The sequence below is a fragment of the Sphingomonas faeni genome, from assembly GCF_040407505.1.
Taxonomy (GTDB): domain Bacteria; phylum Pseudomonadota; class Alphaproteobacteria; order Sphingomonadales; family Sphingomonadaceae; genus Sphingomonas; species Sphingomonas faeni_E.
In genome coordinates this window covers 246,284-268,390 of the sequence record NZ_JAPZPQ010000005.1, presented here as the reverse complement: position 1 = coordinate 268,390, position 22,107 = coordinate 246,284, and the positions used below count along the sequence as shown (strand labels likewise).

The following is a 22,107-nucleotide window of genomic DNA, read 5'->3' as shown; positions in this document are numbered from 1 at the left end:
TGCACCCATAGCTCAGCTGGATAGAGCATCAGACTACGAATCTGAGGGTCGGGCGTTCGAATCGCTCTGGGTGCACCAGGATTTTCCGCTTCACGGCGGGCTTGTCGAACCGGAAACGGGACGGCGATGCACCCATAGCTCAGCTGGATAGAGCATCAGACTACGAATCTGAGGGTCGGGCGTTCGAATCGCTCTGGGTGCACCATTCTTCCTATCATCGGGCGTCGAGCCAGCGGGCGATGCGATCGAGCAGCCGGTCTCTCGCGTCCAGCCTTCCGCCCATTTGCAGGAAGGCGTGGATCATGCCGTCGAACCGGTCGTGGTCGACCGCGACGCCTGCGTCGCGCAGGTGCTGGCCATAGGCTTCGCCCTCGTCGCGTAGCGGGTCGTTCTCGCAGGTTACCAGCAGCGTCGGGGGCAGGGCAGCGAGGTCGCTTGTCATGACGGGCGACGCGCGCAGATCGGTGCGATCTGCGTTCGAGGCGAGGTACAGGTCGATCTGGCGCTCCAAGGACTTCGCGTCGATAATGTTGCCGTCTTCGCTTTGGCGCGACGGGTAGGCGGCATCGCGGCGCAGGTCGGTGTTCGGGTAGAGCAGGATCTGGCCTTGTAGGGTTGGTGCGTCTTCGGACACTGCGCGGGAGGCGAGGGCGGTTGCGAGCGTACCGCCTATACTGTCCCCGGAGAGGACGACGCGCGACAGGTCGATATCCAGCGCGTCTGCTTGTGCGACGAGGCCGAGAAGCGCCGTCCAGCTATCGTCGAGTTGCGCGGGGAAGCGATGTTCGGGCGCCAGGCGATAGGCGGGCGCTGCGACCAGCCAGCCGGTCCGGTTCGCCAGTGCGCGCAAGGCTGGATCGTGGCCGTCTAGCGACCCGGCGATCGCGCCGCCGCCGTGGATGTGCAGCAGGAGCGGCAATGGGCCGGGTTTCGGGCGATAGAGCCGGACGGTCAGCGGTCCGGACTCGGACGGCAGCAGGAGGTGCGTGATCGCATGGACCGGTTCCGGATCGCCGGAGAAGGTCTTCAGCAGCGCCGTCTGGTAGCGGAAGTCGGCGAGCCACCGCGCGTCGTTAGCGTGCGGATCGGCATCGGGGGCCAGCGTCTTTATCGTGTCGAGTATCGTTCGAGCCTGTGGATCCACCGGCGCATCTCCTTCGCGGGTCGGACGTTTGGTGGCCACGACGGGTTCCCTGCGCGGGCGGCTGCGACTTTGGACAAGGCCGGGCGTTCAGCGCACTAAGGATTTGAAGGAGATGGCTATGAAGCGGACGGGCAAGCGATTGATCGGCGGGGCGCTGCTGGCGGCGGTATCGGGGATCGGGCTGTCGCTCTATTCGAGCCGCGTCGCGCGGCTTGCCGAGGATCTGGTGCCGGCGGAAGGGCGTTTTCTCGACGTCGCGGGCGCTCGACTGCATTATATCGATGTCGGCAGCGGGCCGGCGATCGTCATGGTCCACGGGCTCGCCGGGCAGTTGCGCAACTTCAGTTATGCGCTCGTCGACCTGCTGAAGGACGACTATCGCGTGATCGTCGTCGATCGGCCGGGGTCGGGCTATTCGACCGCGACGGGGGCGATGCCGGGGATCATCGGGCAGGGCGCGATCATCGCCGACTTCATCCAGAAGCTCGGGCTCGATCGGCCTTTGCTGGTCGGGCATTCGTTGGGCGGTGCGCTGAGCCTCGCGGTCGGGCTCGACCATCCGCATCTGGTCCGCGCGCTTGCCCTGATCGCGCCGCTGACGCAGCCGTTGGAGCAGGTACCCGAGAGCTTCCGCGGGCTCGCGCGGATTCCGTCGGGTGCGCGTCTGGCGTTCGCGCAGGTGCTGGGGACACCGCTCAGTCGGTTGACCGCGAAGAAGACGCTCGAAGGCGTGTTTGCGCCCGAGGCTGTGCCGGAGGATTTCATAACGCGGGGCGGTGGTGCGCTGTCGGCACGGCCGATCGCGATCGCGGCGGCGGCGGCGGATCTGGCCGGGGCGAACGACGATGTGACGGCTATGGTTGGGCGGTATGCGGAGATCGGTTTGCCGGTGCGGATATTGTTCGGGCGGCAGGACGCTATTCTTGATCCGGCTTGGAATGGGCACCGGACTGCGGCGGTTATTCCGGGGGCTAAGATCGACACGATTGAGGGCGGGCACATGATCCCGATTACCGCGCCTGAAGCGTGTGCGCGGTTTGTGAGCGCTGCGTTTGCGGCTGGGTGAGGGGCGGCGTCCCGTAGACTTTCCACCCCGGCGAAGGCCGGGGCCCAATTGGGGGAGCTAGCTAACGAAGTGCATCCCTCCGTTACGCCGAACTTTCCAATTGGGCCCCGGCCTTCGCCGGGGTGGTGCCTTGGTGGAGGACGGCGCGAGCAACTGAGGGCCGGCGGTGGAGCAAAATACCACCGTCCCCGCTGATACCGCACCGGTAACTCGCAGCCCTACGCCATAATCGAGCGACATCTCCCGCTCCTTGTTCTCCCGCGAAGGCGGGAGTCCAGGCTGGGCTCCCGCCTTCGCGGGGGAACATGCTTGCGTTTGAGTACCGGTCAGCCCGCGACGGGGAGCTTCACCTTACCCTCGTCGTCGCGTTCCAGGGGGCCGTAGGACAGTACGACTTCGAGCAGCAGCGGCCCGCCATAGATGTGCGGAAACAACTGCCCCCCCCGCGACTCTTCCCACTTCACGTCGTCGCCGAGCGCTTCGAGATCGATCGCCGCCACGTGCAGGTCCGACTGCCCGGCGAAGTGCTTGTCGACCGTCTCCGTCAGCTGCTCGGCGGTCGAAAGGTGGATGTAGCCATCGGCCAGATCCACCGGCGCCCCCGCAAAGCTCCCGCTTTCCAGAGTCGCCAGCTGCTCCCCCGTCAGCACTTTATAGGCGATCGGATCGCGGCTCATTCGCCGTCCTCCGGGCCCGCAGCCGTATCTTCGCCGATCGTCGCGCCGGTATCCGGAGCGACTTCCGGCACGGCGTCCGCCAGGTTGATCTCGGCGTCTTCCTCGGTTTCCTCGATCCGTGCGGCGGAGACGACATGCTCGCCCTTCGCCACGTCGAACAGCTTCACGCCGGCCGAATTGCGGCTGATGACGCGGAGCGACGCGAGCGTCGTGCGGATCAGTTTCGCCTGGTTGGTTACCAGCATCAGCTGATGGCCCTTCGCCGCGGCAAAGCTCGCCACGACGGGTCCGTTACGCGCGATGTTGTCGATGTTGGTAATGCCCTGACCACCGCGACCGGTTTGGCGATAGTCGTACGCGCTCGACAGCTTGCCATAGCCGTTCTCGCAAACGGTCAGGATGAACTGCTCGCGGTCCTTCAGATCATTGTACCGTTCGGCCCCAAGATCATGCTCACCCTCGCGCTCGCCCTTCCAAGGTGCGAACTTGAGGTAGGTTTCACGATCGGCAGGCGTTGCCGCGACGCGGTGTAGGATGGACAGCGAGATGACCTCGTCGTCGCCCTTGAGCGTCACGCCGCGCACGCCCGTCGACGTCCGGCTCTGGAACTCGCGGACGTCGTCGCCGGCAAAGCGGATCGCCTTGCCGAGCTTGGTGGCGAGCAGCACGTCGTCATGCTCGCTGAGCAAGGCGACGCCGATCAGCTTGTCCTCCGAACCTTCTTCGAAGCGCATCGCGATCTTGCCGTTCGACGGCACGTTCGTGAACGCGTCCATCGCGTTGCGGCGGACGAGACCGCGCTGCGTCGCGAACATCACGTGCAGGCGGCTCCACTCGCTCAGATCCTCCGGCAGCGGAAGCACGGTCGAGATCGTCTCGCCCGGCGCCAGCGGCAGCAGGTTGATCATCGGCCGACCGCGCGTGGCGGGACCACCCTCGGGCAGGCGCCAGACCTTGTAGCGATAGACCTTGCCGAGGTTCGAGAAGAACAGCACCGGGGTGTGCGTCGAGGTGACGAACAGCTCGGTGACGACGTCCTCGTCCTTCGTCGACATGCCCGCGCGACCCTTGCCGCCGCGCGCCTGCGCCCGGAACGTGTCGAGGCTGGTGCGTTTGATATAGCCCTGCATGGTCACGGTGACGACCATGTCCTCGCGCTCGATAAGGTCCTCGTCGTCGATGCCGTTGGCGGCAGCCGCAATCTCGGAACGGCGCGGGGTGGCGAATTCGTCGCGGATCGCGATCAGCTCGCCGCGCATCACTTCGTACAGCTTCGCGCGATCGCCAAGGATATGAAGCAGCTCGCCGATCGTCGCGGCCAGCGCCTTCAGCTCGTCGCCGATCTCGTCGCGACCGAGCAGCGTGAGGCGGTGCAGGCGGAGATCGAGGATCGCGCGGACCTGCGGCTCGGACAGCCTGTAGATGCCGTCGGCCTGCTTGTCCTCGACCGCCTCGACCAGCGCGATGTACGGCGCGATCTCCTCGACCGGCCACTCGCGGGCGAGCAGCTTGCCGCGCGCTTCGGCGGGGCTGGACGAGCCGCGGATGATCTTGACGACCTCGTCGAGGTTGGTGACCGCGATGACGAGGCCGAGCAACAGGTGCGCGCGCTCTCTAGCCTTGGCGAGTTCAAACTTCGAGCGGCGGGTGATGACCTGCTCTCGGAAGGTGATGAACGCGCCGATGATGTCGCGCAGGTTGAGCAGCTCGGGACGGCCGCCGCGGATCGCGAGCATGTTGGCGGGGAAGCTCGACTGCGCCGGCGTGTGCCGCCACAGCTGGTTGAGCACCACGTCGACGGTCGCGTCGCGCTTCAGGTCGATGACGATGCGCACGCCCATCCGGCTCGATTCGTCGCGGATGTCGCTGACGCCTTCGATCCGCTTGTCCTTGGCGGCTTCGGCGATCTTCTCGACCAGGCCGTTCTTGCCAGTCTGGAACGGGATCTCGGTGAGGACGATCGAGCGACGGTCGCCCTTGCCCTCCTCGACGATGTGGCGTGAGCGGACGATGATCGAGCCGCGGCCGGTCTCGTACGCGGATTTGGCGCCCGCGCGGCCGAGGATGATCGCGCCGGTCGGGAAGTCGGGACCTGGGACGATCTCGAACAGCTCTTCCGTCGTGATCGCGCCATTGTCCATGTAGGCGAGGCACGCGGCGATGACTTCGCCGAGATTGTGCGGCGGGATGTTGGTCGCCATGCCGACCGCGATGCCGCCCGCGCCGTTGACCAGCAGGTTCGGAAAGCGTGCCGGCAACACCGAAGGCTCGCGCTCCGAGCCGTCATAGTTGGGCGTGAAGTCGACCGTATCCTTGTCGAGATCGCCGAGCAGCGCGTTCGCCACCTTGCCGAGACGCGCCTCGGTGTAGCGCATTGCCGCGGGTGGATCGGGATCCATCGAGCCGAAGTTGCCCTGGCCGTCGATCAGCGGCACGCGCATCGACCAGTCCTGGGTCATGCGGGCCAAGGCGTCGTAAATCGAGCTGTCGCCGTGCGGATGGTATTTACCCATCACGTCACCGACGATGCGCGCGGACTTGCGGTAAGGCTTGCCGGCGACGAAGCCGCTTTCGTGGGCGCCGTACAGGATGCGGCGATGCACGGGCTTGAGGCCGTCGCGGACGTCGGGCAGCGCGCGCGCGACGATGACGCTCATCGCATAGTCGAGATAGCTCGACTTCATCTCGTCGACGATCGAGATCGTGGCGATGCCGGCGGGCTCGCCGCCCTGGGGTTCGGCGAGTATGGTCTCGTCGGTCAAATCTGAACGCTTTCGGCTTGTTGCGGTATGATGACACACCTTAGCCGAGGGGGGGGCACCTTACTACCCCCGCGCACGCGTACGCACGCGAGGGAGAAGGGTTTCATCGTTAATTCGGGCTTATTTGCAGGCGGTCTTGGTCTTGTTGCCGGCGAGCGAGCAATCATAGGTGACGGTCTTGCCGTTCGCGAGCTTGGCGCTGACCATGCGGCCTTTCTTGACCGTCGTCGTGCGCTTGGCGACCTTGGTGTTGCCCATCGGCGTGGTGGTCCTGGTCGTGGTGGTGTGCGTCGCGACGGTCTTCGGCTTGACGCTGGTCTGAGCCTGGGTCGCGGCGACGGCTGCGGTGCCGGACAGCAGCGTAGCGGCGGCGAGGATCGCGAGGGGGAGGGACTTCTTCATGCGGGTATCCTCTCGTTTCGGCCTTGGTGGACGATGTAGAGAGACTGCGCCGGAGGACCTGAACAGAGTGTGGCAGGCTGGTGAAATCCGCGTCATGAGTGGGGCTTACTTCTTACCCCTCCCTGGAAGGGAGGGGCAGGGGGTGGGTAGGCTTCCGCATTGGCTAGCGGTCGTGGTCTGCAACCGGCCGACCCACCCCCAACCCCTCCCTTCCAGGGAGGGGGGCAAGTCACGGCGCGACCTCGACACCATCCCAGGCGAACAGCTTCCCGCTGTCCGGTGCGCGCAGGCCGTCGATGACGTCGAGCAACTGCACCGCCGCGCGGTCCGGCTTGAACAGGTTGCCGGGCGTCACGTTGCCCTGGAACGGCTTCGACAGGCCGGTGTCGACCGTGCCCGGATGCAGGCCGACGACGATCCCGCTGGAGTTCCGTCGCTTGTCCTCTATCGAGATCGTCTTCACCAACTGGTTCAGTGCCGCCTTCGACGCACGATAGCCGTACCACCCACCGAGCTTGTTATCGCCGATGCTCCCCACGCGCGCCGAGAGCACCGCGAATACGATCCGCCCCGCCTTCGGCATCGTCGGCAGGAAGTGCTTCGCCACCAGCGCGGGCCCAATCGCGTTGATCGCGAAGTTGCGCGCCATCCACACCGGATCGAGCTCGCGCATCGCCTTCTCGGGGCCCTTGTCGCCGTCGTGGAGCAAGCCCGTCGCGACGATCACCAGCGTCGGCGAGCCGACCCGCAAAGCCGCCGCCGCAATGCTGGCCTCGTCCTCCAAGTCGAGATGCCGATCGCCGCTCTCCGACCGCGCGAACCCGTAGACCTTGTCGAAAGCCCCCTCGTCGATCAGTGCCTCTTCCAGCGCCTTGCCGATCCCGCCCGACACACCGATGACGACCGCGCTGCTCACTTGCGCACGAACCGGAACTGCGCGTCGCTGCTGCCCGCCGCGTCATAGGCATAGCCGTCGCTGTCGAACCCCTTGATCCCCTCGATGTCGTCGACACGGTGCTCGACCAGCCACCGCGCGACCATCCCGCGGGCTTTCTTCGCGTGGAAGCTGACGAACTTCTGCGCCTCGCCCTCGCGGAAATCGATCGCGACGACGCGGATCGACTTGGGCAGTTTCCCATCCGCCGCCGCCCAATATTCCTGGCTCGCGAGGTTGAGGATCGTCCCCGATCCCTCCGAATCGACATCGTCGGCGAGCAGCTTGGCGATCCGGTCTCCCCACCAGTCGGTCAGCTTCGTCTTCCGCGGCGCCCAGCGTGTGCCCATCTCCAGCCGGTAAGGCCGCATCAGGTCGAGCGGCCGCAGCAAGCCGTACAGCCCCGACAGCATCCGCACGTGATCCTGCGCGTAATCGACAGCCGCCTCGTCGAGCGTCTTGGCCTCCAGCCCGGTATAGACGTCGCCGGCAAACGCGAACATCGCCGGCCGCTCGGGCAGCGTGTCGAAATCGCGATACCGGTCGGCGTTGAGCTTCGCCAGCGCGGGCGAGATATGCATCAGTTCCGACAGCTTCTTCTGCGTCAGGTGCGCGGCGGCATGCGCCAGCGTTTTCGCCTCATCGGCGAAGCGCGGCGTGGTCGGGTCGAGCTTGGGCAGCGCGCTCTCGTAATCGAGCGTCTTGGCGGGCGATAGGACAGCGATCATCGTCGCGATCTAGCGGCGGCGGTGAGCGCGTTCAATCGACGTTCACCCGCTAATTTGCAGGCAGGGGATCCGGACCGCTTGCTTGAACGTATGCACCACGGACCATATAGCGTCGCGGCGCGCCACTTACGTAAGCGGGCCGACGCAGAGGGAGAGTTTCCGCATGAAGACCATTTCCAAGCTTGCACTGATTGCGGCGTTCGCCACCGGCACGAGCGGCCTCGCGCTGTCGGCGCCTGCGTTCGCCAAGGACAAGAAGGCCGAAGAGGCACCGGCCATGAAGCTGAGCCCCGAAGTCCAGAAGCCGGGCATTGCCGCACAGACTGCGCTGACCGCCAAGGATTATGCCGGCGCGCAGACCGCGATCGACCAGGTCGATGCCGCCGCCAAGACCGACTACGAGAAGTATATCGGCGCCGCGCTCCGCTATCAGCTCGAGAATGAGAAGCTGGTCGCCGCGCAGACCGCCAACCCGAACGCGCCGATGAACGAGACGACGCTGGCAAAGCCGCTCGACGCGCTGATCGCCAACCCGGCGACGCCGGCCGCAGACCGTGGTCGCTACGCCTATCGCCGCGGTGCACTCGCGTTCAACGGCAAGCAGTACCCGATCGCGCTCCAGTATTTCGCCAAGGCGAAGGAGCTCGGCTACACCGATCCGAACCTGCCGCTGCAGGTCATCAAGGCGAAGATGGACAGCGGCGACGTCGCCGGTGCGACCGCCGATCTGGAGGCCAGCATCGCGCAGATGACGGCATCGGGCCAAAAGGCGCCGGAGGAATATTACCGGTACGCGATCGCCAAGTCCTACGCCGCCAAGCGCAACGCCGATACGATGGCGTGGCTGAAGAAGTGGATCACGGCATACCCGTCGGCAAAGAACTGGCGTGACGTGCTGATCCTGTCGGGCATCCAGGCCAACGCGCTGATTCCGCTCGATGAAGCGCAGAAGGTCGACGTGTTCCGCCTGATGCGTGCGACCAATTCGCTCGCCGATCAGACCGACTATCTCCAGTATGCCGACAGCGTGAACCGTCGCGGCCTGCCGAGCGAAGCGCAGGCGGTGATCAAGGAAGGTCTTGCGTCGGGCAAGATCCCGGCGTCGAACACGATGGCCAAGGGCCTGCTGGCGGACGCGAGCAAGAACATCGCCAACGACGGCCCGTTGTCGGGTCTCGAGAAGCGCGCTGCGGCCGCGCCGAACGGCAAGCTCGCCGCGGGTACGGCCGATGCCTATCTCGGCCAGAACAACTACGCCAAGTCGATCGAGCTGTATCGCCTGGCGCTGACCAAGGGCGGCGTCGATGCCGACGACGTCAACCTGCATATGGGCATCGCGCTCGCGCGGTCCGGCGACAAGGCTGGCGCCACGACGGCGTTCTCTGCGGTCAAGGCTTCGCCCAAGGCGGATGTTGCTGGCCTGTGGACGACCTTGCTCGGCGCACCGGCTGCGTAAGCCACGGCGTCTTGAACAAGGAAGCGGGGTGGCAGAAATGCCGCCCCGTTTTTGTTTGGGGTATCGTTAGCCGCGTGCGTGCTGAGCTCCCCTCCCTGAAAGGGAGGGGCAGGGGGGGTGGGTAAGCCGGCTGGTGTCACGAAGGTCCGAACCAAGCGGAACCCGACCCACCCCCCAACCCCTCCCTTCCAGGAAGGGGCGAAGGCTAGAAAGTCAGAAGACTAGTCGACCACCACCGGGATGCCCGACAGCGCCTTTGCCGTCCGGATCGTCAGCGACGTCTTCACGCTCGCCACGTTGGGCGCGGGCGTCAGGTGCGTCGTCAGGATTTCCTGGAAACTCTTCAGGTCCGCCGCGACGATCTTCAGGATGAAGTCTATCTCGCCGTTGAGCATGTGGCATTCGCGGATCTCGGGAATGTCGGCGATGTGATGCTCGAACGCGGCGAGGTCGTGCTCGGCCTGGCTGCGCAGCGACACCATCGCGAACACAGTGATCGGGAAGCCCAGGCGGCTGGCATCGAGATCGGCGTGATAGCCACGAATGGCACCCGCTTCCTCGAGTGCGCGGACACGGCGGAGGCACGGCGGTGCAGTGAGCCCCACCTGGTCGGCGAGGTCGACATTGGTCATTCGACCGTCGGCCTGCAACAGCGACAGGATCTGCCGATCGATCCGGTCAAAACTCATTTCACGCAACTCCTGATGGGCATCGCAAACCAAGCGATTCATTCTTCATAGCGATAAGATTGTTGCGGCGAAACGCAATTGTCCCACAATGCGACGAAGGCTGTTGCCCACCAAAATGGGTTGTTCCTTCGCATCGCCGCGCGCGTTAAGGAATCGGTACGGAGAGCGTGCTAAGCCCGCTGAAGCCGGGGAACGATGTGCGGTTCGACGATAGCCTGAAGACGATCCTTGCCGCCGATATGGCCACCGATTTCGGTGCGCAGTCGGCATGGCGGCAGTTGGTCGACCTGATGGGACGCGGTCGTGCGGTGGTCGACGAGCCGGCGATCGCGCGGTTGCGGCTGTTGCGCCAGGCGGTGCCGGTCGAGGTACGGGCTGCGAGTGCGCGGGCGCTGGCGTTTGCCAAGCCCGATGCGCGGCTCGTCGGGTTCTTCGCGGAAGACGTGCTGGCGATCGCCGCGCCGGTGTTGCGGACGGCGACGCTGGAGCCGGACGATTGGCTTGCGCTTCTCCCGCGACTGACACCGCCGAGCCGATCCGTACTGCGTCATCGTCGCGATCTGCCCGCCGAGGTCCAGCGTGGGTTGCAGAGCTTCGGTCCGACCGACTTCGTGTTGCCGCAACCCGAAGCGCCAGTCGAGATCGAGATGGCGGAGGTGGAACCGGCCGCGCCCGAGCCGATCGCCCCCGAGCCGGTGCCGATCGAAAAAGCGCCAGTCCGCGATGACCCGGTCGCGAAGCTTCCGGAACCGGCTCCCGCTGACATTCCCGAGCTGTCCCTATACGCCGCGCCGCTGAGCGAGACCCCGTTCATGGCGCTCGGCGCGGTCGCACGCGGGCTGCCGTTCGTTGCCGAGGCGTTTCGCCACGCCAAGCTAGCCGAGACCGAGCCGACTGTCGTCGAGCCGGCTGGACCGGCGCCGGCGGACCGGTTCGAGATTTCCGACCTCGTCGCGCGCATCGAGGCGTTCAATCGCGACCGCACCGTCGATGCTGCTACGCCAGCGCCGGCGGCCGCCGAAATCGAGGGCTTCCGCTTCGAGACCGACGCGCAAGGCGTCATTCGGATGGTCGACGGCGTCGCGCGCTCGGCACTGGTCGGCGTGTCGCTTGCCTATGCCGCGCAACAAGGCGAGGCGCATCTTGACGGAGTCGCGGCAGGCGCATTCCGCCGACGCTCGCGGTTCAGCGATGCGCGGCTCGAAGTAGGCGGCCTATCCGATGCGTTCGGATCGTGGCGGCTGTCGGGCGTTCCGGCGTTCGAGCACGCATCGGGCCGATTCATCGGTTTCCGCGGAACGGGGCGACGGCCACGGCGGGACGAGACGGCCGAGCCGGTTCGTGTCTCGTCGCCGGTGTCCGACTCGCTCCGCCAGCTCGTTCACGAACTGCGCACGCCGACTAACGCCATCGCCGGGTTCGCGGAGCTGATCGAGACGCAGTTGCTCGGTCCGGTCTCGCCGACCTACCGCGACCGTGCGACCACGATCCGCACGCAGGCGGGCGACCTGCTCGCGGCGATCGACGATCTCGATACTGCCGCGCGGATCGAAGGGCGTGCGCTCGACCTGCGCCCGACGACGGTGCCGGTTCGTGCGTTGCTCGACCGGGTTGCGCGGGATCTCCAGCCGCTCGCGACGCTGCGTGGCACGAGCCTGGGCGTAGCGATGCCGGCGGGCGACTGCGACATTCTCGGCGACGATCGTGCGGTCGAGCGGTTGATCGGCCGGTTGCTCGCTGCGCTGGTTTCGGCGGGGCGGAAAGGCGAGCAGCTCGGCGTGGTCGTCCGGCCGGTCGCCGATACCGTGACGATCGAGTTCGACCGACCCGCTGCGCTCGCCGCGCATGCCACCGATGTCCTGCTGAGCATCGATGCCGAACATGAGAGCGACGGCGATGGTGCGCCCTTGCTCGGGACCGGGTTCGCGTTGCGGCTCGCCCAGAACCTCGCGGTCGAACTGGGCGGCGTCCTGACGATCGGCGCCGACCGCCTGACGCTTCAGCTTCCGGCTGCTGATACTGTCGATGCGGAGCGGACCGCCGACGAACAGCGGTGACGTATCGCCCCCCGCGCCCGACCGACGCACAACGCGTGGTATGGCCGGACGATTTCGGCACGCGCTTCACCGTCTTCGTGGACGTCGAAGAGGAATTCGACTGGAACGCCCCGCTTGATCGCCGCAATCGCGCGACGACGGCGATGGCGGCGTTTCCAGAGGCGCATCGCCGGTTCGCCGAACGGGGCGTCGCGCTGGCTTGCATGGTCGATTACCCGGTCGCTACCGATCCGGCGGCCGTCGCGATCTTGTCGCGTGTCGTCGAGGACGGACGGTCGGAGATCGGCACGCAGCTCCATGCCTGGGTCAATCCGCCGTTCCCGGACAGCGCGCCGCCGGGATCGAGTTACGCCGGCAACCTGCCGCGCGCATCGGAAGCCGCCAAGCTCGAAACGCTGACCCGGGCCATCGCGACCGCATTCGGCCGAGCTCCGCGCGCCTATCGCGCCGGCCGCTACGGCATCGGTCCCAACAGTTTTGCGCTGCTCGCTAGGCTCGGTTACCGGATCGATAGCTCGGTTCGTCCGGGCTATGATTACAGTGCTGACGGAGGCCCCGACTTCTCGATGGCCGACGCCGGCGCCTATCGCGCGGAGGACATCGTCGAGTTGCCGCTGACCACGGTCTTCACGGGCCATGCGCGTCGCGTTGGCCCGCATTTGTACCGGGCACTCGGACGCATTCCAAAGGGCAGGGGCCTCTTCGCACGCGCGCACCTGCTGTCCCGGATCGCGCTGACGCCCGAGGACATGCCGATCGCCGATGCTCTGGAAGCCGTCGCGGTGGCGGCTGGCGAAGGGCTGCGGTTGCTCAACCTGTCCTTCCACTCGCCGTCCCTGGTCCCGGGTCACACGCCTTACGTTCGCGACGCGGCGGATCTGAAGCGATTTCACGCATGGTGGACCACGATGCTCGACGAGTTCGAGCGCCGCGGGATCCGCAACGCCTCGCTCGACGAGATCATCGCGGCGTTGGGGTAAGGCGTCGATTGTTTCCCCGCGAAGGCGGGGACCCAGACTGAGCTCCCGCCTTCGCGGGAGAACAAGAAACGGCCGCGCCGCTGCGGCATCGACGCGCTTTCGTATCTGGTGGGAGCGTCACGTTCGACAAGTTCGACCGCCGTGGCCTCTGCAATAGCCACGCTGCGCGCCAACTCCAACAGGCTCCCCTCCCTAAAAGGGAGGGGTTGGGGGTGGGTCGGCTTCCGCATTTTCGACCGTTGGGGCTCAAGCTGGCCGACCCACCCCCGACCCCTCCCTTCCAGGGAGGGGAGATCGTTGGGGTCTGGGCTTTGTTGGAGCGTTCAAACTAGCGTTGGCGTAGTCGCAGGCCCAAAACCAGAAAGGGCGGCCCGTTGCCGGACCGCCCTTCTGATACGCAGATACTGAAAGCGCGATTAGCGCTTCGAGAACTGGAAGCTACGACGGGCCTTCGCCTTGCCGTACTTCTTGCGCTCGACGACGCGGCTGTCGCGGGTCAGGAAGCCTGCCGCCTTCACCGATGCGCGCAGCACCGGCTCGAAGCGGGTCAGTGCCTGGCTGATGCCGTGCTTGACCGCGCCGGCCTGGCCCGAAAGGCCACCACCCTTGACGGTGCAGACGACGTCGTACTGACCTTCGCGCTCGGTGATCCCGAACACCTGGTTGATGACGAGACGCAGCGTCGGACGTGCGAAATACACTTCCTGGTCACGACCGTTGATCGTGATCTTGCCGGTGCCGGGCTTGACCCAGACGCGTGCGACGGCGTCCTTGCGACGGCCGGTCGCATAGGCGCGGCCCTGCTTGTCGAGGATCTGCTCGCGCAGCGGCATCGGCTCGCGGACGGGCTCGTTCGACACCGGCGCTGCGATATCGCCTTCGCTGGTCGGCAGAGCCTGCTCGGCAGGGGCAGCCGGCGCGGGCTGGTTGGTCAGGCTCGCGAGATCGGCGAGCGACTGGCGGTTGTCGGACATTATGCGCCCACCTTGTTCTTGCGGTTCATGCTGCCGATGTCGAGCACGGCAGGGTTCTGTGCCTCGTGCGGATGCTCGGTGCCCTTGAAGATACGCAGGTTGCGCATCTGCTCACGACCCAGCGGGCCGCGCGGGATCATGCGCTCGACAGCCTTTTCGAGAACGCGCTCCGGGAAGCGGCCGTCGAGGACCTTGGCGGCAGTGATGCCCTTGATGCCGCCGGCGTAACCGGTGTGCTTGTAGTAAATCTTCTTCGCGGCCTTGTTGCCGGTGAAGCGGATCTTGTCGGCATTGATCACGACGACGTTGTCACCGCAATCGACATGCGGGGTGAACGACACCTTGTGCTTGCCGCGCAGGACGTTGGCGATGATCGATGCGGCACGACCGACGACGAGACCTTCCGCGTCGACGATATGCCACTGCTTCTCCACCTCAGCCGGCTTCGCCGACTTGGTGGTCTTCATGAGCGCCTTCATGGGCGTTAGACCTTCCAGATTGAATGCGAGCGCACCAAGGGGAGGCCCCGCAGCGCGAATGCCGGCCTAATGCTGAAAGGGGGGCTTCAAGTCAAGCTTTCCGCCGGTTTCCTGACGGGTATTATTATACCCGCTGCTTCAGGCGGGGCGCTGTGCCGACTGCGTGCGCGGCGAACATAGCAGCGATAAGGAGGAGTGCGGCGTTGCCTTGGTGCGCGACCGCGACGTCGATCTGCACGCCGGTCATCAGCGTCGCGATGCCAAGCATGATCTGCAGCGTGACGAGTCCGACGACGAAGAATCCCGCGCTGCTGCCGGTCTTGGTCGCTTTGATCGCCAGCCAGATCAGTCCGGCGGCGGCCGCAAACGCGAACCAGCGGTGGATGAACTGGACGACGATCGGGTTGTCGACGGCGTTGCTCCAGGCGGGGTTCACCATCGGCACGTCGGCAGGGAACAGCCCGTCGCCCATCAGCGGCCAGCTCGCGAAGGCATAGCCGGCGTCGAGCCCGGCGGTGAACGCGCCGTAGACCAACTGGACGAACAGCAGCGCCAGCGCGAGGATCGCTACGGGCGCGAGGCGGGCAGGGGCGGCGAGCGGATTGCGGTGCAGCGCCATCAGGTCGAGCGCGGTCCACACAATCCCGGCGAGGATCGTCAGCGCGGTCAGCAGGTGGACGGCGAGTCGGATGTGGCTGACATCGGTGCGAACCGACAGGCCCGAGGCTACCATCCACCAGCCGATCGCGCCCTGGAACGCGCCGAGCGCCAGCAACGCCGACAGCCGCCAGCCATAGCCGACCGGGATGCGCTTGCGCACCGCGAACCAGATCAGCGGCACCGCGAAGACGAGACCGATCACGCGGCCCCACAGCCTATGCAGATATTCCCAGAAGAAGATCGCCTTGAACCCGCCGACCGTCATGTCGGCATTGAACGCGGCGTATTCGGGGATGCGCTTGTAGGCGTCGAACTCGGCCTGCCATTGCGCGTCGTTGAGCGGCGGGATGATCCCGCTGATCGGCTTCCACTGCGTGATCGACAGCCCCGACTCGGTCAGCCGCGTGATCCCGCCGATGACAACCATCGCAACGATCAGGCCGGCGACCGTGAACAGCCACAGGGCGACGGAACGAGGACGGGCTTTGCTGAGGAAGGCGGCGCTGGGTTGAAGCATGGGGATGAGATAGTGGTTTGCGCGGCGGTGCGCCATCGGTTCGTGGTGCGCCGTTGCTTCATGTTGCTGGAGGTGCTGCGGGTAGGGGGCCTTCTCCGTCATCCGGACGAAAGTCAGGACCCAGGGTACCAAGCATTGCCGGTTACGGCTCTGGGTCCTGACTTTCGTCAGGATGACGGCAGCAACGTGGGGATGATCGGCAAACGCGGACAAAATTCCCCAAGAAAATCTGCAATGTAATGTTGTATCCTTTCAACCGTCCATCTATATCCGACGAACGATGACGCCCTCGGCTACGCATACCCACCGCTTCGCCGGTCTCGATCGTTATGCGATCGGACTGTCGGGCCTGTGCATGGTGCATTGCCTAGCGACCTCCGTGCTGGTCGCGCTGATGTCGACCGCGGGCGGTTTCCTGCTCGACCCGATCTTCCACGAAGTCGGCCTGACGATCGCGATCGGCCTCGGCGCGCTCGCGCTCGGGCGCGGCGTGCTCAACCACGGCTATATGATGCCTGCCGCGATGGGCGCGCTCGGACTCGGCATCATGGCGGGCGCGATGACGCTGCCGCACGACAGCGGTGGCGGCGAGACGTTGTGGACGATCGTCGGCGTCGGCCTGCTCGCATTCGGCCACGATCTCAACCGCCGCGCGGAAAGATGAGCGGGTTGCTGGAACCCCTCCGGCATCCTACTTCACTCAGCATGGCGCACGCTCACAACCACACCGAACCGCAAGGCGCCGATCTCACCGTCGCAGCACAGACGACGCTCGAAAAGGCCGGCGAGCAATGGACGACGATGCGCGCCAGCGTGTTCGCTGCGCTCGCCAGCTTCGAGAAGCCGGCATCGGCCTACGATATCGCCGAGGCCGTCTCGAAAGCCGAAGGCCGCCGCGTCGCCGCGAACAGCGTGTACCGCATCCTCGATCTGTTCGTCGGCGCCAACCTCGCCCGGCGAGTCGAGAGCGCGAACGCCTATGTCGCCAACGCCCACCCGGATTGCCTGCATGACTGCATCTTCCTGGTCTGCGACTCGTGCGGCCAGACCACGCATCTCGATAACGACACGATCACCAAGGGTGTGCGGAACGCGGCTGAGGCGGCGGGTTTCTCCCCGGTGAGGCCGGTGATCGAAGTCCGCGGGCGCTGCGCGGACTGCGAGGCGAAGTAGCTTCGACCGCTTATTCCTCCCCCGCCAGGGGGAGGTGGCTGGCGCTTGCCAGACGGAGGGGGAGGAAAGGGCAAACCGCTGTTCCGTGTCCTCTCCCTCCGTCGCCTTCGGTGCCACCTCCCCCTGGCGGGGGAGGATCAGCTTCTGCCCAGATCCTTCCCCATCCGGATCATCGGCACCGGCACGTCTCCCGGAGTTTCGATCCGCTCGATCGGCAGATACCCGCAGGCGCGGTACAGCGGCTCTCCGGCCAGCGTTGCCATCATCTCCGCCTGCGCAAATCCGGCCTCTCGCGCTGCCGCCTCGCAGACCGACAACACCAGCCTCCCGACACCCCGCCGCGTAAAGTCCGGGTCGGTATACATCGCGCGAATCCGCGCGGCGTCGCGCATAGGATCGAGTAACGCCGCATCGCGCAACGCCGTGCTGTGATCGCCCCCATACAGCGTCGCGCGCCGACTCCACCCGCCACATCCGGCCAGCCGACCCTCCGCCTCGACCAGCAGATATGTCCCGTCCGCGATCAATTGCGTATCGAGTCCCATCACCGCCCGACTCGCCTCGACCTGTGCCGGTGTGAGGAAGTCCCCCTGTAACGCGCCGATTGCGCGTGCCATCAGCGCGGCGATCGCCGGGATATCCGCCTCACCGGCCACACGGTGCGTAAAGTTCATAATTGTGCACTTTCCGAGCGATTCCAGTGCGAATGCTAGCGCAGGACACGGTAACAATCGACACGATACGCGCGCTGCATTAAGCCCGTCCGATGGCCGACCTTCCCTCGACACCGCTGCTCGACACCGTTTCGACGCCCGACGACCTCCGCAAGCTGCGCCCGGACCAGCTCCGCCAACTCGCCGACGAACTGCGTACCGAGACGATTTCCGCGGTCGGCACCACCGGCGGGCATCTCGGCTCGGGCCTCGGCGTGGTCGAGCTGACCACCGCGATCCACTATGTCTTCGATACCCCGCGCGATCGCCTCGTCTGGGACGTCGGCCACCAGTGTTATCCGCACAAGATTCTCACCGGACGCCGCGATCGGATCCGCACGCTGCGCCAGGGCGGCGGCCTCAGCGGCTTCACCAAGCGTAGCGAGAGCGAATACGATCCGTTCGGCGCGGCGCATTCGTCGACCTCGATCTCGGCCGCGCTCGGCTTTGCGATCGCCAACAAGATCGCGGGGACGCCTGGCAAGGGCATCGCGGTGATCGGCGACGGCGCGATGTCCGCTGGCATGGCGTACGAGGCGATGAACAACGCCGCGCAGGCGGGAAACCGCCTCGTCGTGATCCTCAACGACAACGACATGTCGATCGCGCCGCCGGTCGGCGGATTGTCGGCCTATCTTAGCCGAATCGTGTCGAGCCGCGAGTTCCTCGGCTTCCGCGATCTCGCGCGTAAACTCGCCAAGCGGCTGCCACGGCCGATCGCCAGCGGGATGCGCAAGACCGACGAGTTCGCGCGGGGCATGACGATGGGCGGCACGCTGTTCGAGGAACTCGGCTTCTATTATGTCGGCCCGATCGACGGGCACAATCTCGAACACCTGATCCCGGTGCTCGAGAATGTCCGCGATGCCGAGGAAGGTCCGATCCTCGTTCACGTCGTCACCAAGAAGGGCAAGGGCTACGGCCCCGCCGAGGCTGCCGCGGACAAGTATCACGGCGTCCAGAAGTTCGACGTGATCTCCGGCGTCCAGACCAAGGCGCCGCCGGGTCCGCCGCAATACCAGAACGTGTTCGGCGCGCAGCTCGTCGCCGAGGCTGCGAAGGACCCGCGGATCTGCGCGATCACTGCGGCGATGCCGTCGGGCACCGGGCTCGACGCGTTCGCCAAGGCGTATCCCGACCGGTTCTTTGACGTCGGCATTGCCGAGCAGCACGGCGTCACCTTCGCGGCCGGGCTTGCCGCGCAGGGGATGCGACCGTTCTGCGCGATCTACTCGACGTTCCTCCAGCGCGCGTACGACCAAGTCGTTCATGACGTGGCGATCCAGAACCTGCCGGTCCGTTTCGCGATCGACCGTGCGGGCCTGGTCGGCGCGGACGGTGCGACTCACGCCGGATCGTTCGATGTCACCTACCTCGCGACGCTGCCGAATTTCGTCGTGATGGCGGCGGCGGACGAGGCGGAACTCGTCCACATGACGCACACCGCGGCGCAGTACGACACGGGCCCGATCGCGGTGCGCTATCCGCGCGGCAACGGTACCGGCGTTGCGCTCCCAGAGACTCCGCAACTGCTGGAGATCGGCAAGGGTCGCGTCGTGCGCGAGGGCAAGAAGATCGCGATCCTGTCGCTCGGCACGCGTCTCGAAGAAGCGCTCAAGGCCGCGGAGGTTCTCGAAGCCAAGGGATTGAGCACGACAGTCGCCGATCTACGCTTTGCCAAGCCGCTCGACGTCGACCTGATCCGTAAGCTGCTTACGACGCACGAAGTTGCGGTGACGATCGAGGAGAATTCGGTCGGTGGCTTCGGCGCGCATGTGTTGACGATGGCGTCTGACGAGGGCTTGATCGACGGTGGGCTCAAGCTGCGTACGTTGCGTCTGCCCGACGTGTATCAGGACCAGGACAAGCCCGAAGTCCAGTATGCCGAAGCCGGCCTCGATGCGACCGCGCTGGTGGATACCGTGCTCAAGGCGCTCCGTCACAATTCGGGCGGGGTTGCCGAAGCGCGCGCATGACCGGGCCGACCAAGGGTCTTGTGATCATTGCGCTGGCGGTGGTCGTGATGGTGTCGTTGAATATTGCGATGTGGCGGCGGATGCGGGGTGGGCTGGCTGCGGCGAAGGCCGAGCAGGCGGCGAACCCTGAGTTGTTCGACGAGGATGGTACGCGGATTTCGTAAGCGGACTTTGGTAGCAGCCACCACCCCGGCGAAGGCCGGGGACCAATTGGGAGACGTTGGTAACGGAGCGCGGTGCTTCGTTACTGTGACCTCACCAATTGGGCCCCGGCCTTCGCCGGGGTGGTATAGTCAGGTGGGCGACATCACCCCCCCAAATAATGTGTCTGCGCGGCATCGGTTGCGCTTACCGCAAGGATCGACCGCGCCTTGCTCGGCGGCAAAGCCTGCCCCCGACCATCGCCACTTGCCGCGATGACGCGCTCCAGCAAATCCTGCCCTTCGCGCCACCAACCGATCCCGCTCGCGGCATTCAGATGCCCCTGCGGCCCGGCGTCGACAAAGTGGCTGCCCCAGTCCGCCGCCATGCTGTGCGCGCGCTCGGGCGTGACCCAGGGATCGTCGCTGCTCGCCACCACGATCGACGGGAACGGCAAGGGGGTTCGCGGAGTCGGCGAGAAGCCTTTCAGTTCGGCCTGTGCGCCGCCGCGATCTACGTCCGCCGGCGCCACGAGAAGCGCGCCTGCCACGGGCCACCCATAAGGCTGCGGGCTCAGTTCGGCCCACCATGCCACTGCGAGGCACCCGAGGCTGTGCGCGGCGAGGATTACCGGCGCCTGCGCCTGCCGGATCGCTTCGTCGAGACGCGTCACCCAGGCGTTGCGGTGCGGCGTGTTCCACATGCCGAGTTCGACGCGCACCGTGTCGGGCCGCGCCTCTTCCCATAACGTCTGCCAGTGCGAAGGACCCGATCCACCAAGGCCGGGCACGGTCAGGATCGTTGGCTGGACGGAATCATACGGTGCGAAACTACCCACAGCGCTTCTCCTTCTCCAAAACCTCGTTCTTCGAGGTCGGGAGCGTGGCCGAAGGACGCTTTAGGGCACGCCATCCGGTCACGATCCCATGCCCTCAAGATAATCCTACTCGTTCGGTAGGCAATGGCATTGCGGCGAAAGGAAGGCAGCTTGCGGCAATCGGATCAGGCGGCGATACGCACGCGATGGTGAAGATACGCGCGGACCAGATGCTGGTCGACAGAGGCCTCGTCGAGTCGCGGACGCGCGCGCAGGCGCTGATCATGGCGGGCCTCGTGTTCGCGGGGACGAAGAAGGTCGACAAGCCAGGGCAGACGCTCGCGGACGACGTGCAACTCGATGTGCGCGGTCGCGATCATCCCTGGGTTTCGCGCGGCGGGATCAAGCTGGCGCACGGCCTTGCCCATTTCGGCTGGGACGTGACCGGCGCGGTCGCAATCGACGTCGGCTCGTCGACCGGCGGCTTTACCGACGTCATGCTCAAGAACGGCGCGGCGAAGGTCTACGCGGTCGACAGCGGGACCAACCAGCTTGCCTGGTCGCTGCGGCAGGATGAGCGCGTCGTCGTCCACGAACAGACCAGCGCGCGTATCCTGACGCCCGCGCATATTCCCGAGCCGGTCGACCTGATCGTCTGCGATGCGAGCTTCATCGGCTTGGCCAAGGTGCTGGAGCGGCCGATGTCCTTCGCCAAGCCCGACGCGCGGCTGATGGCGTTGGTGAAGCCGCAGTTCGAGGCGGGGCGCGGCGAAGTGGGGAAGGGTGGTGTCGTCCGCGATACCGCGATCCACCAGCGCGTCTGCGACGAGGTCGCGGCGTGGTTGACGGGACAGGGGTGGAGCGTGGTCGGCGTGGTCGAGAGCCCGATCACGGGGCCGGAGGGTAATGTCGAGTTCCTGATTGCTGCTTTGCATGGCGAGAGTTCGACGGTGGATCAGTCTGCGTCGGACGTGCCCGAAACGCCCCCGTCATCCTGACGAAAGTCAGGCCTCAGCGCCACGCGGGGCGCGCTCGGTATCCTGGATACTGACTTCGTCAGGATGACGGCGTGGGGAGGTAGCGTGCCGGAATGAACCACTAGCGGAACGATTATCCACCAAACTCGGTTTACCGATCGCAAAATGCGCGCCAGGACGAACGCGCGTAGAGGCGGAAGGATTTGTGTGGGCGGTATCGCTTCGAAGGGCCAGTTGAGGATGTCGTTCCTCCGCTGGGCGGTCGTGACCGTGCCCCTGATCCTGTTGCTCGGCTTCCTGTCCGGCCGATCCGTCAGCGTCGGCAGCGAGAATGCCTGGTACATGGCGCTCGCCAAGCCCGCGCTGAACCCGCCGGGCTGGGTATTTCCGGTCGTGTGGACCACGCTCTATATCATGATCGGGCTGGCGCTCGCGATGATCCTCAACGCGCGTGGCGCTCGGTTGCGCGGGCTGGCCGTCGCCTTGTTCGTCGGCCAGTTCCTGCTCAACCTCGTCTGGACACCGATGTTCTTCGGCGCGCACAGGATCGGACTGTCGGTACTCGTGATCGTCGCGATGCTGGTGCTGTCGATCGCCGCGACCTTTGTATTCGCGCGCATCCGCCCCGCCGCGGCGTGGCTGATGGTGCCGTACATGGTCTGGATCAGCTTCGCAGGCGTGCTCGCGTTCAGCATCGGGCAGTTGAACCCGGATGCCGAAACCCTTGCACCCGCGCCGCATACGTCCCAAATGCTGTGACGCAGCAGTCACTGTAACAGTCACTG

At 65.8% G+C, this 22,107-nt stretch carries 22 protein-coding genes and 2 tRNA genes; 12 read left to right on the top strand and 12 right to left on the bottom strand.

Annotated features, from left to right (window positions below; translation table 11 throughout):
• Window position 1 precedes the first annotated feature (1 nt).
• Window positions 2-78 (top strand) — tRNA-Arg (locus O6X71_RS16435).
• Window positions 79-128: 50 nt separating this feature from the next.
• Window positions 129-205: transfer RNA gene (locus O6X71_RS16430), tRNA-Arg, on the top strand.
• Window positions 206-214: 9 nt separating this feature from the next.
• Here O6X71_RS16430 and O6X71_RS16425 read toward each other — a convergent pair.
• Window positions 215-1,183, bottom strand: a complete 969-nt coding sequence (locus tag O6X71_RS16425; protein WP_353466781.1) for an alpha/beta hydrolase — start codon at window positions 1,181-1,183, stop codon at window positions 215-217.
• 79 nt (window positions 1,184-1,262) lie between these two features.
• Here O6X71_RS16425 and O6X71_RS16420 point away from each other — a divergent pair, with 79 nt between their 5' ends.
• A complete protein-coding gene (locus tag O6X71_RS16420) occupies window positions 1,263-2,210 on the top strand; it encodes an alpha/beta fold hydrolase (RefSeq protein ID WP_353466780.1) in 948 nt (315 codons plus the stop codon).
• 326 nt (window positions 2,211-2,536) lie between these two features.
• Here O6X71_RS16420 and O6X71_RS16415 read toward each other — a convergent pair whose 3' ends face one another.
• From O6X71_RS16415 to yaaA, 5 genes are all read right to left on the bottom strand, one after another.
• Window positions 2,537-2,887 carry a DUF952 domain-containing protein gene (locus O6X71_RS16415; protein ID WP_353466779.1) on the bottom strand — a complete coding sequence of 117 codons (351 nt, stop codon included), beginning with the start codon at window positions 2,885-2,887 and terminating at the stop codon, window positions 2,537-2,539.
• Window positions 2,884-5,649: a DNA gyrase subunit A gene (gene gyrA, locus O6X71_RS16410; protein WP_353466778.1), complete on the bottom strand. Its 2,766-nt coding sequence runs from the start codon at window positions 5,647-5,649 to the stop codon at window positions 2,884-2,886. The genes O6X71_RS16415 and gyrA overlap by 4 nt, the downstream gene beginning before the upstream one ends.
• Window positions 5,650-5,769: 120 nt before the next feature.
• Window positions 5,770-6,051, bottom strand: a complete 282-nt coding sequence (locus tag O6X71_RS16405; RefSeq protein WP_353466777.1) for a hypothetical protein — start codon at window positions 6,049-6,051, stop codon at window positions 5,770-5,772.
• 229 nt (window positions 6,052-6,280) lie between these two features.
• Window positions 6,281-6,967: an SDR family NAD(P)-dependent oxidoreductase gene (locus O6X71_RS16400; RefSeq protein WP_353466776.1), complete on the bottom strand. Its 687-nt coding sequence runs from the start codon at window positions 6,965-6,967 to the stop codon at window positions 6,281-6,283.
• The gene (gene yaaA / locus O6X71_RS16395) at window positions 6,964-7,713 is read right to left on the bottom strand and encodes a peroxide stress protein YaaA (RefSeq protein WP_353466775.1); all 750 of its coding nucleotides are present in this window, start codon (window positions 7,711-7,713) and stop codon (window positions 6,964-6,966) included. The genes O6X71_RS16400 and yaaA overlap by 4 nt, the downstream gene beginning before the upstream one ends.
• Window positions 7,714-7,876: 163 nt before the next feature.
• Between yaaA and O6X71_RS16390 the strand changes: the two genes are divergently transcribed.
• Window positions 7,877-9,169: a hypothetical protein gene (locus tag O6X71_RS16390; RefSeq protein ID WP_353466774.1), complete on the top strand. Its 1,293-nt coding sequence runs from the start codon at window positions 7,877-7,879 to the stop codon at window positions 9,167-9,169.
• Between the two features lie 221 nt (window positions 9,170-9,390).
• Here the strand turns inward: O6X71_RS16390 and O6X71_RS16385 are convergent, their stop codons facing one another.
• The gene (locus O6X71_RS16385) at window positions 9,391-9,858 is read right to left on the bottom strand and encodes an Lrp/AsnC family transcriptional regulator (protein ID WP_055880606.1); all 468 of its coding nucleotides are present in this window, start codon (window positions 9,856-9,858) and stop codon (window positions 9,391-9,393) included.
• A gap of 167 nt (window positions 9,859-10,025) precedes the next feature.
• On the opposite strand from O6X71_RS16385, the gene O6X71_RS16380 reads away from it, so the two are divergent.
• Both O6X71_RS16380 and O6X71_RS16375 read left to right on the top strand, forming a co-directional pair.
• Window positions 10,026-11,915, top strand: a complete 1,890-nt coding sequence (locus O6X71_RS16380; RefSeq protein WP_353466773.1) for a sensor histidine kinase — start codon at window positions 10,026-10,028, stop codon at window positions 11,913-11,915.
• The gene (locus O6X71_RS16375) at window positions 11,912-12,895 is read left to right on the top strand and encodes a polysaccharide deacetylase family protein (protein ID WP_353466772.1); all 984 of its coding nucleotides are present in this window, start codon (window positions 11,912-11,914) and stop codon (window positions 12,893-12,895) included. Before O6X71_RS16380 ends, O6X71_RS16375 begins: the two co-directional genes overlap by 4 nt.
• Window positions 12,896-13,311: 416 nt before the next feature.
• Here O6X71_RS16375 and rpsI read toward each other — a convergent pair whose 3' ends face one another.
• From rpsI to O6X71_RS16360, 3 genes are all read right to left on the bottom strand, one after another.
• Entirely contained in the window at window positions 13,312-13,869 is a 558-nt protein-coding gene (gene rpsI / locus O6X71_RS16370; protein ID WP_082441435.1) for a 30S ribosomal protein S9, read from the bottom strand.
• Entirely contained in the window at window positions 13,869-14,348 is a 480-nt protein-coding gene (rplM, locus tag O6X71_RS16365) for a 50S ribosomal protein L13 (protein ID WP_060524218.1), read from the bottom strand. The genes rpsI and rplM overlap by 1 nt, the downstream gene beginning before the upstream one ends.
• A 124-nt stretch (window positions 14,349-14,472) precedes the next feature.
• Complete coding sequence (locus O6X71_RS16360) at window positions 14,473-15,525, bottom strand: COX15/CtaA family protein (protein WP_120299665.1); 1,053 nt, start codon at window positions 15,523-15,525, stop codon at window positions 14,473-14,475.
• 280 nt (window positions 15,526-15,805) lie between these two features.
• Here O6X71_RS16360 and O6X71_RS16355 point away from each other — a divergent pair, with 280 nt between their 5' ends.
• Window positions 15,806-16,189, top strand: coding sequence for a MerC domain-containing protein (locus O6X71_RS16355; RefSeq protein ID WP_353466771.1), 384 nt, complete (start codon window positions 15,806-15,808; stop codon window positions 16,187-16,189).
• 41 nt (window positions 16,190-16,230) lie between these two features.
• Window positions 16,231-16,698 (top strand): Fur family transcriptional regulator, encoded by a 468-nt coding sequence (locus O6X71_RS16350; protein ID WP_107961831.1) that lies wholly within the window; start codon window positions 16,231-16,233, stop codon window positions 16,696-16,698.
• 137 nt (window positions 16,699-16,835) lie between these two features.
• On the opposite strand, the gene O6X71_RS16345 is transcribed toward O6X71_RS16350, so the two are convergent.
• Complete coding sequence (locus O6X71_RS16345) at window positions 16,836-17,372, bottom strand: GNAT family N-acetyltransferase (RefSeq protein ID WP_353466770.1); 537 nt, start codon at window positions 17,370-17,372, stop codon at window positions 16,836-16,838.
• Window positions 17,373-17,464: 92 nt separating this feature from the next.
• On the opposite strand from O6X71_RS16345, the gene dxs reads away from it, so the two are divergent.
• Both dxs and O6X71_RS16335 read left to right on the top strand, forming a co-directional pair.
• Complete coding sequence (dxs, locus tag O6X71_RS16340; protein WP_056062743.1) at window positions 17,465-19,387, top strand: 1-deoxy-D-xylulose-5-phosphate synthase; 1,923 nt, start codon at window positions 17,465-17,467, stop codon at window positions 19,385-19,387.
• On the top strand, window positions 19,384-19,551 hold the full coding sequence (locus tag O6X71_RS16335) for a hypothetical protein (protein WP_353466769.1): 168 nt from the start codon (window positions 19,384-19,386) through the stop codon (window positions 19,549-19,551). The genes dxs and O6X71_RS16335 overlap by 4 nt, the downstream gene beginning before the upstream one ends.
• A 143-nt stretch (window positions 19,552-19,694) precedes the next feature.
• Here O6X71_RS16335 and O6X71_RS16330 read toward each other — a convergent pair whose 3' ends face one another.
• Window positions 19,695-20,366 (bottom strand): RBBP9/YdeN family alpha/beta hydrolase, encoded by a 672-nt coding sequence (locus O6X71_RS16330; protein WP_056047792.1) that lies wholly within the window; start codon window positions 20,364-20,366, stop codon window positions 19,695-19,697.
• 185 nt (window positions 20,367-20,551) lie between these two features.
• Here O6X71_RS16330 and O6X71_RS16325 point away from each other — a divergent pair, with 185 nt between their 5' ends.
• Entirely contained in the window at window positions 20,552-21,343 is a 792-nt protein-coding gene (locus tag O6X71_RS16325) for a TlyA family RNA methyltransferase (protein WP_353466768.1), read from the top strand.
• 219 nt (window positions 21,344-21,562) lie between these two features.
• Window positions 21,563-22,081, top strand: a complete 519-nt coding sequence (locus O6X71_RS16320; protein WP_435368504.1) for a TspO/MBR family protein — start codon at window positions 21,563-21,565, stop codon at window positions 22,079-22,081.
• The last annotated feature ends 26 nt before the right edge of the window (window positions 22,082-22,107 follow it).

What these genes read in the sequence shown, in the direction of transcription:
- O6X71_RS16320 (WP_435368504.1), top strand. Translation starts at nt 21,563, where the DNA reads ATGTCGTTCCTCCGCTGGGCGGTCGTGACCGTGCCCCTGATCCTGTTG.
- O6X71_RS16350 (WP_107961831.1), top strand. Translation starts at nt 16,231, where the DNA reads ATGGCGCACGCTCACAACCACACCGAACCGCAAGGCGCCGATCTCACC.
- O6X71_RS16390 (WP_353466774.1), top strand. Translation starts at nt 7,877, where the DNA reads ATGAAGACCATTTCCAAGCTTGCACTGATTGCGGCGTTCGCCACCGGC.
- O6X71_RS16360 (WP_120299665.1), bottom strand. Translation starts at nt 15,525, where the DNA reads ATGCTTCAACCCAGCGCCGCCTTCCTCAGCAAAGCCCGTCCTCGTTCC.
- O6X71_RS16385 (WP_055880606.1), bottom strand. Translation starts at nt 9,858, where the DNA reads ATGAGTTTTGACCGGATCGATCGGCAGATCCTGTCGCTGTTGCAGGCC.
- rplM (WP_060524218.1), bottom strand. Translation starts at nt 14,348, where the DNA reads ATGAAGGCGCTCATGAAGACCACCAAGTCGGCGAAGCCGGCTGAGGTG.
- O6X71_RS16355 (WP_353466771.1), top strand. Translation starts at nt 15,806, where the DNA reads ATGACGCCCTCGGCTACGCATACCCACCGCTTCGCCGGTCTCGATCGT.
- dxs (WP_056062743.1), top strand. Translation starts at nt 17,465, where the DNA reads ATGGCCGACCTTCCCTCGACACCGCTGCTCGACACCGTTTCGACGCCC.
- O6X71_RS16325 (WP_353466768.1), top strand. Translation starts at nt 20,552, where the DNA reads ATGGTGAAGATACGCGCGGACCAGATGCTGGTCGACAGAGGCCTCGTC.
- O6X71_RS16415 (WP_353466779.1), bottom strand. Translation starts at nt 2,887, where the DNA reads ATGAGCCGCGATCCGATCGCCTATAAAGTGCTGACGGGGGAGCAGCTG.
- rpsI (WP_082441435.1), bottom strand. Translation starts at nt 13,869, where the DNA reads ATGTCCGACAACCGCCAGTCGCTCGCCGATCTCGCGAGCCTGACCAAC.
- O6X71_RS16420 (WP_353466780.1), top strand. Translation starts at nt 1,263, where the DNA reads ATGAAGCGGACGGGCAAGCGATTGATCGGCGGGGCGCTGCTGGCGGCG.
- O6X71_RS16405 (WP_353466777.1), bottom strand. Translation starts at nt 6,051, where the DNA reads ATGAAGAAGTCCCTCCCCCTCGCGATCCTCGCCGCCGCTACGCTGCTG.
- O6X71_RS16335 (WP_353466769.1), top strand. Translation starts at nt 19,384, where the DNA reads ATGACCGGGCCGACCAAGGGTCTTGTGATCATTGCGCTGGCGGTGGTC.
- yaaA (WP_353466775.1), bottom strand. Translation starts at nt 7,713, where the DNA reads ATGATCGCTGTCCTATCGCCCGCCAAGACGCTCGATTACGAGAGCGCG.
- O6X71_RS16345 (WP_353466770.1), bottom strand. Translation starts at nt 17,372, where the DNA reads ATGAACTTTACGCACCGTGTGGCCGGTGAGGCGGATATCCCGGCGATC.